13 protein-coding genes are annotated in these 12,828 nt (G+C 69.2%); 8 read left to right on the top strand and 5 right to left on the bottom strand.

What is annotated here, in order from left to right:
- Nucleotides 1–43: 43 nt before the first annotated feature.
- From ABD912_RS11690 to ABD912_RS11675, 4 genes are all read right to left on the bottom strand, one after another.
- A complete protein-coding gene (locus ABD912_RS11690) occupies nucleotides 44–379 on the bottom strand; it encodes a GNAT family N-acetyltransferase (protein WP_345150965.1) in 336 nt (111 codons plus the stop codon).
- An 83-nt stretch (nucleotides 380–462) separates the two neighbouring features.
- The gene (locus ABD912_RS11685) at nucleotides 463–1,473 is read right to left on the bottom strand and encodes a pirin family protein (RefSeq protein ID WP_345150964.1); all 1,011 of its coding nucleotides are present in this window, start codon (nucleotides 1,471–1,473) and stop codon (nucleotides 463–465) included.
- A 10-nt stretch (nucleotides 1,474–1,483) separates the two neighbouring features.
- Nucleotides 1,484–1,963: a carboxymuconolactone decarboxylase family protein gene (locus ABD912_RS11680; RefSeq protein WP_345150962.1), complete on the bottom strand. Its 480-nt coding sequence runs from the start codon at nucleotides 1,961–1,963 to the stop codon at nucleotides 1,484–1,486.
- Between the two features lie 158 nt (nucleotides 1,964–2,121).
- Nucleotides 2,122–2,457 (bottom strand): YnfA family protein, encoded by a 336-nt coding sequence (locus tag ABD912_RS11675; RefSeq protein WP_345150960.1) that lies wholly within the window; start codon nucleotides 2,455–2,457, stop codon nucleotides 2,122–2,124.
- A gap of 179 nt (nucleotides 2,458–2,636) precedes the next feature.
- Here ABD912_RS11675 and ABD912_RS11670 point away from each other — a divergent pair, with 179 nt between their 5' ends.
- The 4 genes from ABD912_RS11670 (at nucleotide 2,637) to ABD912_RS11655 (ending at nucleotide 6,416) form a co-directional block, all read left to right on the top strand.
- Nucleotides 2,637–3,302 (top strand): GntR family transcriptional regulator, encoded by a 666-nt coding sequence (locus ABD912_RS11670; protein WP_345150959.1) that lies wholly within the window; start codon nucleotides 2,637–2,639, stop codon nucleotides 3,300–3,302.
- Between the two features lie 206 nt (nucleotides 3,303–3,508).
- Entirely contained in the window at nucleotides 3,509–5,002 is a 1,494-nt protein-coding gene (gene tcuA / locus ABD912_RS11665; protein ID WP_345150958.1) for an FAD-dependent tricarballylate dehydrogenase TcuA, read from the top strand.
- Nucleotides 5,003–5,123: 121 nt separating this feature from the next.
- Entirely contained in the window at nucleotides 5,124–5,567 is a 444-nt protein-coding gene (locus tag ABD912_RS11660) for an SRPBCC family protein (RefSeq protein WP_345150957.1), read from the top strand.
- Between the two features lie 51 nt (nucleotides 5,568–5,618).
- On the top strand, nucleotides 5,619–6,416 hold the full coding sequence (locus tag ABD912_RS11655) for a dioxygenase family protein (RefSeq protein WP_345150955.1): 798 nt from the start codon (nucleotides 5,619–5,621) through the stop codon (nucleotides 6,414–6,416).
- 130 nt (nucleotides 6,417–6,546) lie between these two features.
- On the opposite strand, the gene ABD912_RS11650 is transcribed toward ABD912_RS11655, so the two are convergent.
- Nucleotides 6,547–7,755: an ROK family transcriptional regulator gene (locus tag ABD912_RS11650; protein ID WP_345150953.1), complete on the bottom strand. Its 1,209-nt coding sequence runs from the start codon at nucleotides 7,753–7,755 to the stop codon at nucleotides 6,547–6,549.
- A 231-nt stretch (nucleotides 7,756–7,986) separates the two neighbouring features.
- Here ABD912_RS11650 and ABD912_RS11645 point away from each other — a divergent pair, with 231 nt between their 5' ends.
- From ABD912_RS11645 to ABD912_RS11630, 4 genes are read left to right on the top strand one after another with little or no spacing between them, the layout of a single operon-like run.
- Nucleotides 7,987–9,438: a sugar ABC transporter ATP-binding protein gene (locus tag ABD912_RS11645; protein WP_425548057.1), complete on the top strand. Its 1,452-nt coding sequence runs from the start codon at nucleotides 7,987–7,989 to the stop codon at nucleotides 9,436–9,438.
- Nucleotides 9,435–10,472, top strand: a complete 1,038-nt coding sequence (locus tag ABD912_RS11640; RefSeq protein ID WP_345150950.1) for an ABC transporter permease — start codon at nucleotides 9,435–9,437, stop codon at nucleotides 10,470–10,472. Before ABD912_RS11645 ends, ABD912_RS11640 begins: the two co-directional genes overlap by 4 nt.
- Entirely contained in the window at nucleotides 10,469–11,584 is a 1,116-nt protein-coding gene (locus ABD912_RS11635) for an ABC transporter permease (protein ID WP_345150949.1), read from the top strand. Before ABD912_RS11640 ends, ABD912_RS11635 begins: the two co-directional genes overlap by 4 nt.
- Nucleotides 11,584–12,795: a substrate-binding domain-containing protein gene (locus tag ABD912_RS11630; RefSeq protein ID WP_345150948.1), complete on the top strand. Its 1,212-nt coding sequence runs from the start codon at nucleotides 11,584–11,586 to the stop codon at nucleotides 12,793–12,795. Before ABD912_RS11635 ends, ABD912_RS11630 begins: the two co-directional genes overlap by 1 nt.
- The last annotated feature ends 33 nt before the right edge of the window (nucleotides 12,796–12,828 follow it).

Here is a 12,828-nt window from a genome sequence, read left to right as displayed (position 1 = left end):
CGCCGACGCCGCGCCGCCTGTCAGGGGCCCTTCTTCGTAGCCGCTACGGCAAGAGGGCCAGGTGCTCGGGCCGCGGGGTCACCACGATGTCCGAGTACTCCGGGTGCTTGCCCAGGTACGCCTTGATGTACGGGCAGACCGGCACGATGCGCGCCCCGGCCTCCCGCGTCCCGTCCAGCGCCGCCCGGGCCAGCTTCGAGGCCAGCCCCTGCCCGGCGTAGGCGTCGTTGACCTTGGTGTGGTAGAAGATCCGCAGCGGTCCGGCCGCGTCCTCGAAGGGCATGTAGAGCGTCTTGCCGATGACGGCGTCCCCGTCGAGGAGCTCGTAGCGGTGCCGCTCCGGGTGGTGGTGGGCAACGATGGTGGCGGTTTCGGTCATTGCGGCTCCTGGGTGACGTCTCGGAAGGTTGCTGTTCGGTGTGTTGCTGCGCGGCGGGTTGCTGGGTTGGGGCGCCCGGGCGCCTAGCCCCGGGGCCTCATGCGCACGGTCGGAAGCGCGGGGGCCGGCCACGGCGCCGGTTCCCCCGGCGGGAAGGTGCCGAAGCGCGGGACGGGGGCGCCGTCGTCGTACGCCTCGGCCGCCCCGGGAACCGGCGCCCCGACGCCGATCTCCGCCTGCCAGGCCGCGCGGTAGGCCACGACCTCCTCGTGGCTGCGGCCCACGAAGTTCCACCACATCACGATCTGCTCGCCCAGCGGTTCGCCGCCGATCAGCAGCGCGCGGACCGCACGCTCGCCGGCCTCCAGCACGACGCCGGTACGCCCCGTGGGCAGGTACGCCAGGTGGTCTGTGGCGACCTCGCGGCCGTCGAGCCCCAGGTCTCCGGTGTCCAGCAGGATGCCGTGTTCGAAGGCGGGGTCCAGCTCCAGCCCCAGCCGCGTGCCGGGCTCGAGCAGGATTTCGGCGCCGACCAGCGCGGTGTGGGTCTTCACCGGGGAGGAACTGCCGGCGAGCTCGCCCAGGAACACGCGCAGCTCCCAGCCTTCCCCGGCCACGGGCTCCGGGCGGTAGTGCTCGAAGCCCGGCTCCACGGAGCGGGTCGCGTCCGGCAGTGCGATCCACAGCTGGGCGCCGTGCAGGACGGTGGTGTCCGGGGTGGAGAACTCCGAGTGGCTGATGCCGCGCCCGGCGGTCATCAGATTCAGCTCGCCCGGGCGGACCAGCGCGTGGAAGCCGGCGGAGTCCCGGTGTTCGATCTCGCCGGTGAACAGCCAGCTGGCGGTCTGCAGGCCGGTGTGGGGGTGTCGGGCCACGCGCATGCCGCCGGTGGCTTCCACGTTGTCCGGGCCGTAGTGGTCCAGGAAGCACCAGGCGCCGATCAGGCTGCGCCGCTTCTGCGGCAGCGTGCGGCGCACGGTCATGGCGCGCACGCCGCCGAGCGGGACGTCGCGCGGTTCCAGGAGTTCGATGCCCTCGCGGTCCGTGCCGGTCTCGCACAGGACTTCGGCGGGAACTGCCTCGGTGTTGCTCATGTGTACCAGCCTAAGCCTGTTCGGGCTCCGGGTCCGGGGTGATGGCGTGGCGGCTGATGATGGAGACCCGGTTGAAGGCGTTGATGGAGATGGCCGCCCACGTCAGGGCCGAGTACTGGGCATCTGTCAGGATGTTGCGGACGCCGGCGAGTTCGGCCAGGCGCTCCTCCTCGTGGGGAAGGAGGGTGACGGTCTCGGCGATCGCCAGCGCGGCCATCTCCTCGTCGGTGAACAGGTCCGTCTCGCGCCAGGCCGGCAGCACGCCCAAACGCTGGATGGTTTCGCCGGCCTCCAGGGCCTGCTTGGTGTGCATGTCCAGGCAGAAGGCGCAGCCGTTGATCTGGGAGATGCGCAGGTTCACCAGTTCGGCGATGCGGCGGCTGAGTCCGGCCGCCTTCAGTGCGGCGCTCACCTTCAGGGAGAAAGCGTTCAGTGCCTTCCACGGGGCGGGATCTGACTTGTCGAGGTAGAAGGCGTCTGTGGAACCCATGTCTGTCCTGTCTGTCTGGCGGTGTGCCCGCCTGCCGTTTTCCGGTCGCCGGAGGGCCGTGTGGTTCCCATTCTGCGCCATGTGTGCCGTTCCGGCGTGCGAGCTTCCAACACGTGCCGTTCCAGGTGGAGCGGTTCTTCCGCCCTGGGCGCGGGGAGTCAGCTGCCCCGCGGGGCGTACATGATCAGTCCGACGCCGGCCAGGCACACCAGCGCGCCGGCCACGTCCCAGCGGTCCGGCCGGAACCCGTCCACCAGCATCGCCCAGGCCAGCGAACCGGCCACGAAGACGCCCCCGTAGGCGGCGAGGATCCGCCCGAAGTTCGCGTCCGGCTGCAGGGTGGCCACCATCCCGTAGATGCCCAGCGCGATCGCCCCGGCCCCGACCCACACCCAGCCGCGCTGCTCGCGGATGCCCTGCCACACCAGCCAGGCTCCGCCGATCTCGAAGAGGGCGGCCACGCCGAAGAGCAGGATCGATTTGAGGACGGTCATGGCCCCCATCCTTCCATTCGGAGCGAGGCCCCGGCGGGGAGCGGTTTCGCCCCGCCCGGCGGTTCGGCCCGTGGCAGTGCATCTGGAGCCCGGCGGATGCCGGGGCCGGGCAGCGACGCATCGGTATGCTGATGTGTACGGACTGAGGTGTACGGACCACGGCGAAAGGGGGCGGCCCGATGGCTGCGGAACGAGGGGAAACGGCGGGTACGCGCGTCAGCCCCTACGAGAAGATCAAGGAAGCCATTGTGTCCGGGGAATTGGCGCCCGGGCAGGGGTTGGTCGAATCCTCCCTTGCGAAGTGGTGCGGGGTGAGCCGTACCCCCGTCCGCGAAGCGCTCCGGCGCCTGGAGCAGGACGGACTGGTGTCGTGGAACGAGCGTGGGCTGGTGGTCCGCGAGCGGTCCCCGGAGGAGATCCTGGACATCTACGAGGCCCGCATCCTGCTTGAGGCGACCGCGGGACGGGTTGCCGCGGACCGGCGGACGGATCACGATGTGCGGCTGCTCCGGGCCGCTGCGCAACAGTGCAGGAACGCCGATGCCGCGTCTCCGGCCGAGATGGTCCGGGCGAATCGGGCCTTCCACCGGGCCGTTTGGCAGGCCGCCCACAATGAACCCCTGCGTGACCTGCTGGAACGCCTCGATCTGCATCTGGCCCGTTTTCCCGCGACCACGCTTTCGCAGCCGGGGCGCTGGGAAGCCGCCTGCGCGGAACATGACCAACTGGTCCAGGCGATCGAATTGCGCGCCGGCGAGAAGGCCTACGAGGTGGGTTACGCCCATTTCAAGGCGGCGCGGGACATCAAGCTGAACCTGTACACCGAGGAGCTGGGCCGGCTCTGACCGCCGAAGGCCGGCAGGGGCAGCGCTTCGCCTGCCCCTGCCGGCCGTTTTGCTGCCCGCGGGCGGGGTCCGGGGCCCGTTCCGCCGCATTGAACGTTCCGCTTTCCCCGATGGCTCTCCTCGTCTTGAATTCAACCGTATGCATCGGTATACAGCAGGGTGCAGGCATTCGGCAGAGTGCAGGTTTATAGCAGAAGGTGGAACTAATGCTTCGAGAGACAGCCGCCGGCAGTGCCGGGGCGGACTTCGACGTCGTCGTCGTTGGGGGCGGCAATGCCGCCTTCACCGCGGCCCATGCCGCAGCCGTCCGGGGACGCAGGGTCCTGGTCCTGGAGAAGGCCCCGCGCGAGGAGTTCGGCGGGAACAGCTACTACACCGCAGGTGCTACCCGCATAGCGCACGGCGGGCTGGAGGACCTGCGCGACCTGGTCGAGTTCGACGAGCGCCACGCGGTCTCCGAGGTCCCGCCCTACCCGGCCGAGGAGTACGCCGCCGACCTTGAGAAGGTGACCGAGGGGCGCGGCGACCGCGAACTGGCCAAGGTGCTCGTCGAGGAGGCCGCGCCGGGACTGCGGTGGCTGAAATCGTTGGGCCTGAAGTACCGCCTGATGTACGAGCGCCAGGCCTATGAGCGCGAGGACGGCACCTACCTGTTCTGGGGCGGGCTGCACGTGGGCAACGTCGGCGGCGGCGAGGGCCTGATGGAGGACCACGTGCGGGTGGCCGGGCAGCTCGGGACCGAGGTGCGCTACGGCCAGGACGTCTTCGGGCTGATCGTCGAGGACGGCGCCGTGCGCGGGGTCAAGGTGCGGCAGGCCGACGGGGCCGTGCGGGAGGTGCGCGCCGAATCCGTGGTCCTTGGCGCGGGCGGCTTCGAGTCCAACCCCGACTGGCGCCGCGAGCACCTGGGCGAGGGCTGGCAGAACGCCAAGATCCGCGGCACCGCCCACAACAACGGCGACATGATCGCCGCCGGCCTCGAGGCCGGTGCCGCCAAGGGCGGGGACTGGGGGTCCTGCCACTCCGTGCAGTGGGACGCGTTCACGCCCAACAACGAGTCCAACCGCGAGCTGACCAACCGGCTCACCCGGCAGAGCTACCCCTTGGGCATCATCGTCAACAACCGGGGTGAACGGTTCCTCGACGAGGGCGAGGACTTCCGCAACTACACCTACGCCAAGTTCGGCAAGGTCATCCTGCAGCAGCCCGACTCCATCGCCTACCAGGTCTTCGACGCCACGCTGCGGCCGATGCTGCGGACCGAGGAGTACGACATGCCCGGCGTCTCGGTGCGGACGGCCGGCACCATCGAGGAGTTGGCGGAGGGGATCGGACTGGATCCGGAGCGGCTGGCCAAGACGGTCAACGACTACAACTCCTCGATCGACACCTCGATCCCGTTCGACCCCAACGTCAAGGACGCCCGCCGCGCGGACACCTTCCCGGTCAAGAGCAACTGGGCCACGCCGCTGGTCACCGCCCCGTTCTACGCCTACGGCGTCACCTGCGGCATTACCTTCACCTTCGGGGGCCTCAAGGCGGACACCCACGGGCGCGTGCTGGACGGGGAAGGCCGGTGGATCCCCGGGTTGTTCGTTTGCGGGGAGATGCTGGGCGGCCTGTTCTCCGGCAACTATCCGGGCGGATCAGGCCTCGCCGCCGGCGTGGTGTTCGGCCGCCGGGCCGGCGCGCTCGCCTAAGGCCATCCGGCTCGCCGGGCCGGAGCCACCCCGGCCGCGAAGGCTCCGTGCCTTCCCTGGGTGCGGAGCCTTCGCGGCCCGGGCGGCGTGCCGGGCGCCGGGAGTGCGGGAAAATGGGGGCATGGACATGCAGACCCTTGTGATCGACCGTGAATTCGCCGCTCCCCGCGAAGCCCTCTGGGAGGCCTTCACCGATCCTGCCCGGGTGGCGGGCTGGTACGGGCCCGCCGGATGGTCCGTTGTCCCCGGCAGCGTGGAGATCGACCTGCGCGTTGGCGGCCGGCAGAAGCTGGAGATGCACTCGCCGGAGCATCCGGGCCAGGCGGTGCCCGTGGATGCCGTCTTCAGCGTCGTGCGCGCGCCGGAGGCGCTGGTCAACCACGACGGGCCCCATGACATGACCCTGGGCCTGGTCATTGAGCTGTCCATCGAGCTGGCCGAGACCGCCGGCGGCACCCGCCTGACGCTGAACCAGGGTCCGCTGCCCGCGGAGGTGGTGCCCTCCGCGCGTGCCGCTTGGGAGTCGGCGCTGGGCAAGCTGGAGCGGTTCCTCGCGGCCGGGTAGGACCACACCCTTTACTTGAAGCTTGAATCAAATGGGCGTAGCATGGTTCCCATGACGCAGACCCTCGATCGCCCCCCGGTCCTCTTCCTCAGCCACGGTGCCCCGCCCTTGGCCGACGACGCCCGCTGGACCCGCGAACTCGCGGACTGGTCCGGCACCTTCGACAAGCCCAAGGACATCCTCATGGTGTCCGCGCACTGGGAAAACGCCCCCGTCACGCTCAGCGCCACGCAGCGGCCCACCGAACTCGTCTACGACTTCTGGGGCTTCCCGCAGAAGTACTACGACGTCCGCTACGACGCCCCGCAGGCCACGGAGCTTGCCGCCGAGGTGGAGAAGCTGGTCGGCACCCACGGCCACCACGTGGAACGCGACGAGGAACGCGGGCTGGACCACGGCGCCTACGTGCCGCTGAAGGAGATGTTCCCGGCGGCCGATGTCCCGGTGGTGCAGATGTCCATGCCGACCCTGGACCCGCAGGGCCTGTTCCAGCTCGGCCGCACGCTGGCGCCGCTGCGCGACCGCGGCACGCTGATCGTCGGCTCCGGCTTCACCACCCACAACCTGCGCTGGTTCAACCCGGCGGCCGGCCCGGACGCGACGCCGCCGGCGGTCTCCAGCGAATTTGACCACTGGGCGGAGGAGGCCATGGCCGCCGGCGACGTCGACGCGATCCTGGACTTCATCCACAAGGCCCCGGGCGCCCGCGAGGCACACCCCCGCTCCGAGCACTGGGCGCCGCTGTACGTGGCCCTGGGTGCGGCCTCCGCCTCCGGCGGCATCGACGCGAAGACCGCGATCGAAGGCTTCTGGTTCGGGCTCTCCAAGCGGTCCTGGACGCTCGGCTAGCGGACTTCCCGCCTTGACGTGCCCCTCCGGCGAGGGCCACGCCAAGGCAGGACGACGCCGGGGCGGCCGTAGGCGGTTCGAGGGCCGCCGGGACAAGGCGGGCGACAGTCGCGCGGGTTGGGGCACACGCTCAGCGGAGGGTTGCCCCCGCGGCCTCGATGGCTTCGGGCGAGAGCACGTGGCCGATGGCCATCGCAGCGGCCCCGATCACGCCGGCGCGGCCGCCGGCTGTCGAGGGCGCAATCCGCAGATGCTCGGTGGCCAGCGGCAGGGAGCGCTTGTAGACCACCTCGCGGATCCCCGCCAGCAGGTATTCCCCGGCTTGGGCCAGGCTGCCGCCGATGATGATCACCGACGGGTTGATCAGGTTGACGCATGCCGCGAGCACGTCCCCGATGTCCCGTCCGGCCTGGCGGACCACCTGGATCGCTTCCGGGTCCCCGGTCCGGACCAGGTCGATCACGTCCTGGCTGGTGGACGCCTCCCGGCCCTTCTCCTCCAGCGCGGCGGCGAGGGCGGGGCCCGAGGCCAGGGCCTCAAGGCATCCGTAGTTGCCGCAGTGGCACATCACGTCCCCGCCGCGCGGCACCCGCACGTGGCCCAGATCCCCGGCCGTTCCCTGCGCGCCGCGCTGGAGCTGTCCGCCGGAAATGATCCCGGCGCCGATGCCGGTGGCCACCTTGATGAACATCAGGTCCAAGGTTCCGGACCAGCCGGTGACCTGCTCGCCCAGCGCCATGATGTTCACGTCGTTGTCCACCAGGACCGGGACGTTGAACTGCCGTTGCAGTTGTCCTGGCACATCGAAGCGGTCCCAGCCCGGCATGATGGGAGGGTTCATCGGGCGGCCCGAATCGTGCTCCACCGGGCCGGGCAGCCCGATGCCGATGGCGCCCAAGTCGGCGCCCGTCCGCCCTGCCTGGTGCAGCAGCTTTGCCACGGCCCCGGCCAGCCAGCCCAGCACCCGGTCCGGTCCTTCGGCGACCTTCAGGGCCTCGCGCTGCTCCGCCAGCACTGCCCCGGAGAGGTCGGTCAGTGTCACCAGAATGTGCGTGGCTCCCACGTCGGCGCCGGCCACCACGCGCGCCCCGGGATTGAGCGCGAGCAACGACGGCGGCCTGCCCCCGGTCGAGGCCGCGCCGCCGAACGGGGCGATGAGTCCCAGCTTCATCAGCGTCTCCACCCGCGAGGCGACGGTGGAGCGCGCCAGCCCGGTCAGCTGCGCAAGCTCGGCTCGGGTGCGGGGCTGGCCGTCCCGCAGCAGCTGGAACACTTCGCTCGCTCCGGGAGCGGGAAGCGGTGCGGCGTGCGGCTGCCGGACGGCCTCGGATTTCGACACCTTTTCAGTAAAACATGCGGTGCTTGTGTTCGCCTCTAGCTCGACTAAGAACCGATCACGAATTATCTTTTGCCGGACCATCGACAAAAGTAAGTGACGTGTGTCACGGTGGGCCTCGTGAGTGGGATTGTCAGCAATCATTCGGGTCCGGATGCCGCGCCGGTGCCGGATCCCCGCGTGGCCTCCGGCCCGGTGCTCGAAGTTCGGGGGCTGTCGAAGAGCTTCTTTGGAATCACCGTGCTGCAGGACGCGGCCCTGACCCTGATGCCTGGCGAAGTGCACGGGCTGGTGGGCGAGAACGGCGCGGGAAAGTCCACGCTGATGAAGCTGCTGGCAGGCGTGCACCAGCGGGATTCCGGCGAGATCCTCCTGGGCGGGGAGCCGGTGGACTTCGGGCATCCGACCCAGGCGCACGAGGCCGGCCTGTCCACGGTGTTCCAGGAGTTCAACCTGTTGCCGGATCGCACGGTCGCCGAGAACATCTTCCTGGGACGGGAACCTCGCAAGGGACCGCTGGTCAGCCGGGCGCTGATGAACAGTCAGGCCGCGCAGTTGCTCGACTCCCTGGGAATAGCGAGCATCCGGCCCACCACCCAGGTCAGGGCCCTGTCAGTGGCGGAGCAGCAGATCGTGGAGATCGCCAAGGCCGTCAGCTTCAATGCCCGGGTCATCTCCATGGACGAGCCGACCGCCGCCCTTGCCGGCCCCGAGGTCGAACTGCTGTACCAGATCATTGCGCGCCTGAAGCAGCGTGGCACCGCCATCCTGTATGTCTCCCACCGGCTGCGTGAGATTTTCGACTTGTGCGACAACATCACCGTGCTCAAGGACGGAAAGGTCGTCGCCACCCGGCCGGCAGCCGACCTGGACGATGCTTCGCTGGTCCGCCTGATGGTCGGCAGGCCCATCTCCGCCTATTTCCCGGACAAGCTCCCGTCGGGCCCCGATGCCCGGGACCGGGCCCCGCTGCTGGAACTCGCCGGTGCCGGGAACGGCCAGCTGGACGCCATTACGCTGAGTCTGCGCCCCGGCGAAATAGTGGGCGTGGCCGGGCTGCAGGGCTCGGGCCGCTCCGAACTGCTCCAGGCCGTCTTCGGCGCCGCGCCGTTCACCCGCGGCAGGATGCGGGTCAACGGTCGGGAGTTCCTGCCCCGTTCGCCGCGGCAGGCCATCCGCTCCCGGATTGCCATGATCACCGAGGACCGCAAGGCCGAGGGGCTGAGCCTGAACCAGTCCATCCTGGACAACGCGCTCAGCGTGGTCCGTGCCGTCATGCCCGGGAACACGCCTTCGGCCAGGCGGAACGTGCCTGGCGTGTTCTCCTCCCTGGAAGTAGTGGCCCGGGACCTGGACCAAGAGGTCCAGTATCTCTCAGGCGGCAACCAGCAGAAGGTGGTGCTGGCCAAGTGGCTGGCCATCAGCCCGCAGCTCGTTCTGCTCGACGAGCCCACGCGGGGCATTGATGTCGGGGCAAAAATCGCCGTCTACCAGCTGATGCGCCAGTTCGCGGCGGAAGGCAAAGCGGTGCTCATGGTTTCCAGCGAGCTTCCCGAGGTCATCGGCATGTCCGACCGCATCCTCGTCCTGCACGACGGCCGCCTGGCCGGTGAGCTTCCGGCCGGCGCCACCGAAGAGGAAGTCCTGAAACTGGCCACGGGCGCCAGAGGGGAAGAACAGCCATGAAACAAACGACCCGCACAGGCGCCGGTGTCTTCAACCGCCTGTCCTCCACCCAGATCGTTTACCTGGTGGCCCTGCTGACCGCTATCGTCGGGGCCATCCTGGTGGCCGCCACCGGACGGAACTTCTTCAGTCCCGGGAACATTTCCAGCATCCTGACCGGCACCTCGGTCCTGGGTTTCATAGCGATCGGGCAGACGCTGGTCATCCTGGTCGGCAGCCTGGACCTCTCCGTCCCCTATGTCACCAGCCTGGCCAGCCTCATTGGCGCCGGCGTGATGGCCAACCGGAGCGAGAACGTGCTCGCGGGCGTCCTCCTGGCACTCGGAGTGGCCGCGGCCATCGGCCTGATCAACGGACTGATCGTCTCCGGACTCAACGTCCACGGCTTCATCGCCACCCTCGGCATGGGACTGATCATCAGCGGCTATCTGGCGACCAACTACAAGGGCAGCTTCGGCCAGACGCCGACTCCGTTCCGGCTGATCGGTGCCACCGGCCTCGGGCCGGTGCCCGTCTCCACGCTCATCATGCTCGGCTGCGCAGGCTTGGCCATGCTGCTGCTGCACCGGACCCGCGTGGGCCACCACATCTACGCCGTCGGCGGCGACCGGAACGTGGCCCGGATGTCGGGCATCCACACCCCGACCCCGGTCATCACCGCCCATGTCATCTGTTCGGTGCTGGCCGGAATGGCCGGGCTCCTGCTGGCCAGCCGGCTCGGCGTCGGCAGCCCGACGATCGGCACCCAGGGAGGCTACGACCTGCTCTCCATCGCCGCCGTCGTGCTGGGCGGCACCCTGCTGTCCGGCGGCAAGGGCACCATCACCGGCACCCTCGGCGGCGTGTTGATCTTCGCCATGCTGGACAACATCATGTCCGTCCTGCAGATCAACCCGTTCCTGAAGGACGTGGTCCGAGGCGTCGTGATCGTGGTGGCGGTGGCCATCTACGCCCGCCGCAGGATTGTTGCCCGCCCGCCGCGCTTCGGGCCTACGGACGCGACCAGGCGCGAGGCCGATGAGGTGCCGGCATGAGCCAGACACTGAGCCCCGGGGCACGCAACGCCGTGCTGCAGCGGAACCGGTCCAGCTGGCGCGAGCGCTTCCTGCGCGGCCTGCGCACACCGGGCGGCGCCGTCTTCGTGCTGCTGGCGGTCCTGCTGGTGGCCATCATCGCGGTCAACCCCTCCTTCGGGGAACCCGGCTCCCTGATCCGGTTCATCGGGCGCACGGCGCCGATCGCCATTGCCGCCATCGGCCAGTATTTCGTGATCGTCTCCGGCGAATTCGACCTCTCCATGGGGTCGGTGGTGACCACCCAGGTCATCGTCGCCGGAAACCTGATCGGCCAGGACGATGCCAAGGTCATCCCCGTGCTGCTGCTGATGATCGTGCTGGGGGTGCTGATCGGCCTGGTCAACGGACTGGTCACCACCTTGCTGCAGGTGCCGAGCTTCATCGTGACCTTGGGCATGATGCTGGCGCTGCTGGGCCTGGTGCTGTTCTGGACCGGCGGGGCCGCCACCGGAAATCCCGCGGACAGCTTCCGGCAGATCGGCCGTGGCGGCATCCAGGACGTGCCGGTGCTGGAGATCATCCCGTATCCGGTGATCATCCTCGCCGCCGTCGCCGGGTTCGCCTTCTGGCTGATGCGCCGTCCCTACGGGCGGACACTGATCGCCGCCGGCGACAATCCCACCGCTGCCGCCCTCGCCGGCGCACCGGTCTGGTGGGTGCGGACCCGGGCGTTCATAATCTCCTCCTTGGCCGCCACCCTCGCCGGCATCCTGCTGGTCGGCTACGCCGGCGTGCACCCCTCCGTCGGGCGGGGCTACGAGTTCACGGCGATCACCGCCGTCGTGCTCGGCGGGGTGGTGCTGGGCGGCGGCCGCGGCTGGGTGCTCTCCGCCGCGGCGGGCGCCTTCGCGCTCGAGTCCCTCTTCGCCCTGCTCAACTTCATGGGCATCCAGTCCACCTGGCGCGACACCGTCCAGGGCCTCATCATCATCGTCGCCGTGGCGGCGGCCGCCCGCTCCTGGCAGCGCCGGCGCAAAGGCGCGGCCATCGGCGCGCAGGCCGAGCAACACCGGATTTCAACGGCATTACCGCCCGTCCAGGGCACCGAACAGGGAGGAAACCGACACTGATGCACAAGAGTATCCGCACCACGGTGGCGATCGCGGCGGCTTCGTCGTTGCTTGCGCTGACTGCCTGCACCACCGATCCGGCGGTCACCGAAACCACCGGCGCAACCTCGCCGGCGACGACCGAACCCGGCCAGGAATGGTTCGACCAGGCCCTCTTTAACGAACAATCGGCCCAGCGTTCGGCGACCTTTGAGGGGGACCCGGAGAAGCCGTACCTGCAGTACATCGCGGGAGAAACGACCGACACCTCCAAGTTCGCCTCCGATGGAGCCAAGAAGGTCTGCTTCGCCAATGCCTCGATCTCCAACCCGTGGCGGCAGACCGGCTGGATCACCATGAACCAGCAGCTCAAGGCCCTGCAGAAGACCGGGGTGATCTCCGAGATGGAGACCCGCGACGCCAAGGACAACGACAACACGCAGATCGCGGACATCGACTACTTCATCGCCGAAGGCAACTGCGACGCCTTCGTCATCTCGCCCAATTCCACCGCGGCGCTGACTCCTGCGGTGGAGCGGGCCTGCGAGACCGGCAAGCCGGTGGTGGTCTTCGACCGCGGCGTCGAGACGGACTGCGCCACTACCTTCATCCATCCGATCGGTGGCTTCGCCTGGGGCATCGACACCGCCGAGTTCCTCAGCGGCAAGCTGGCCGCCGGGGACAAGGTGGTGGCCCTGCGCATCCTGCCCGGCGTGGACGTGCTGGAACAGCGCTGGGCGGCCGCGGAGAAGATCTTCCAGGAAAAGGGCATCGAGGCCACCGACTACTTCACCGGGGCGGACCCGACCGAAATCAAGAAGATCATCTCCGATGAGCTCGCCAAGGGCGATGTCCAAGGCGTCTGGATGGACGCCGGCGACGGCGCCGTGGCGGCCATCGAGGCTTTCGAGGACGCCGGCAAGGACCTGCCCGTGATGACCGGCGAGGACGAGCTGAGCTTCCTGCGCAAGTGGAAGGAGACCGGCATCGACGCACTCGCCCCGGTGTACTCCAACTTCCAGTGGCGCACTCCGCTGCTGGCCCTGGAGAAGATCTTCAAGGGCGAGGAAGTCCCGGCCGAATGGGTGCTGCCGCAGACTCCCATCACCGCCGGCGAGCTCGACGATTGGCTGGCCACGAACGAGGGCATGCCGGACGGGCACTACGCCAAGTTCGGCGGCGAGGACCTGGAGGGCTATCCCGAGGTCTGGCAGCAGCGCCAGATCCCCTGATCGGCCAGACCCAAGCCAGCCGCCATCCACCCC

The sequence above is a fragment of the Arthrobacter ginkgonis genome (assembly GCF_039540195.1).
Taxonomy (GTDB): domain Bacteria; phylum Actinomycetota; class Actinomycetes; order Actinomycetales; family Micrococcaceae; genus Zafaria; species Zafaria ginkgonis.
This window is presented reverse-complemented; position numbering and strand designations above follow the sequence as displayed.

Excerpts from the sequence above, each read along its gene's own strand:
- tcuA (WP_345150958.1), top strand. The coding sequence starts at position 3,509 with ATGCTTCGAGAGACAGCCGCCGGCAGTGCCGGGGCGGACTTCGACGTC.
- ABD912_RS11685 (WP_345150964.1), bottom strand. The coding sequence starts at position 1,473 with ATGAGCAACACCGAGGCAGTTCCCGCCGAAGTCCTGTGCGAGACCGGC.
- ABD912_RS11675 (WP_345150960.1), bottom strand. The coding sequence starts at position 2,457 with ATGACCGTCCTCAAATCGATCCTGCTCTTCGGCGTGGCCGCCCTCTTC.
- ABD912_RS11630 (WP_345150948.1), top strand. The coding sequence starts at position 11,584 with ATGCACAAGAGTATCCGCACCACGGTGGCGATCGCGGCGGCTTCGTCG.
- ABD912_RS11660 (WP_345150957.1), top strand. The coding sequence starts at position 5,124 with ATGGACATGCAGACCCTTGTGATCGACCGTGAATTCGCCGCTCCCCGC.
- ABD912_RS11640 (WP_345150950.1), top strand. The coding sequence starts at position 9,435 with ATGAAACAAACGACCCGCACAGGCGCCGGTGTCTTCAACCGCCTGTCC.
- ABD912_RS11690 (WP_345150965.1), bottom strand. The coding sequence starts at position 379 with ATGACCGAAACCGCCACCATCGTTGCCCACCACCACCCGGAGCGGCAC.
- ABD912_RS11670 (WP_345150959.1), top strand. The coding sequence starts at position 2,637 with ATGGCTGCGGAACGAGGGGAAACGGCGGGTACGCGCGTCAGCCCCTAC.
- ABD912_RS11655 (WP_345150955.1), top strand. The coding sequence starts at position 5,619 with ATGACGCAGACCCTCGATCGCCCCCCGGTCCTCTTCCTCAGCCACGGT.
- ABD912_RS11635 (WP_345150949.1), top strand. The coding sequence starts at position 10,469 with ATGAGCCAGACACTGAGCCCCGGGGCACGCAACGCCGTGCTGCAGCGG.
- ABD912_RS11680 (WP_345150962.1), bottom strand. The coding sequence starts at position 1,963 with ATGGGTTCCACAGACGCCTTCTACCTCGACAAGTCAGATCCCGCCCCG.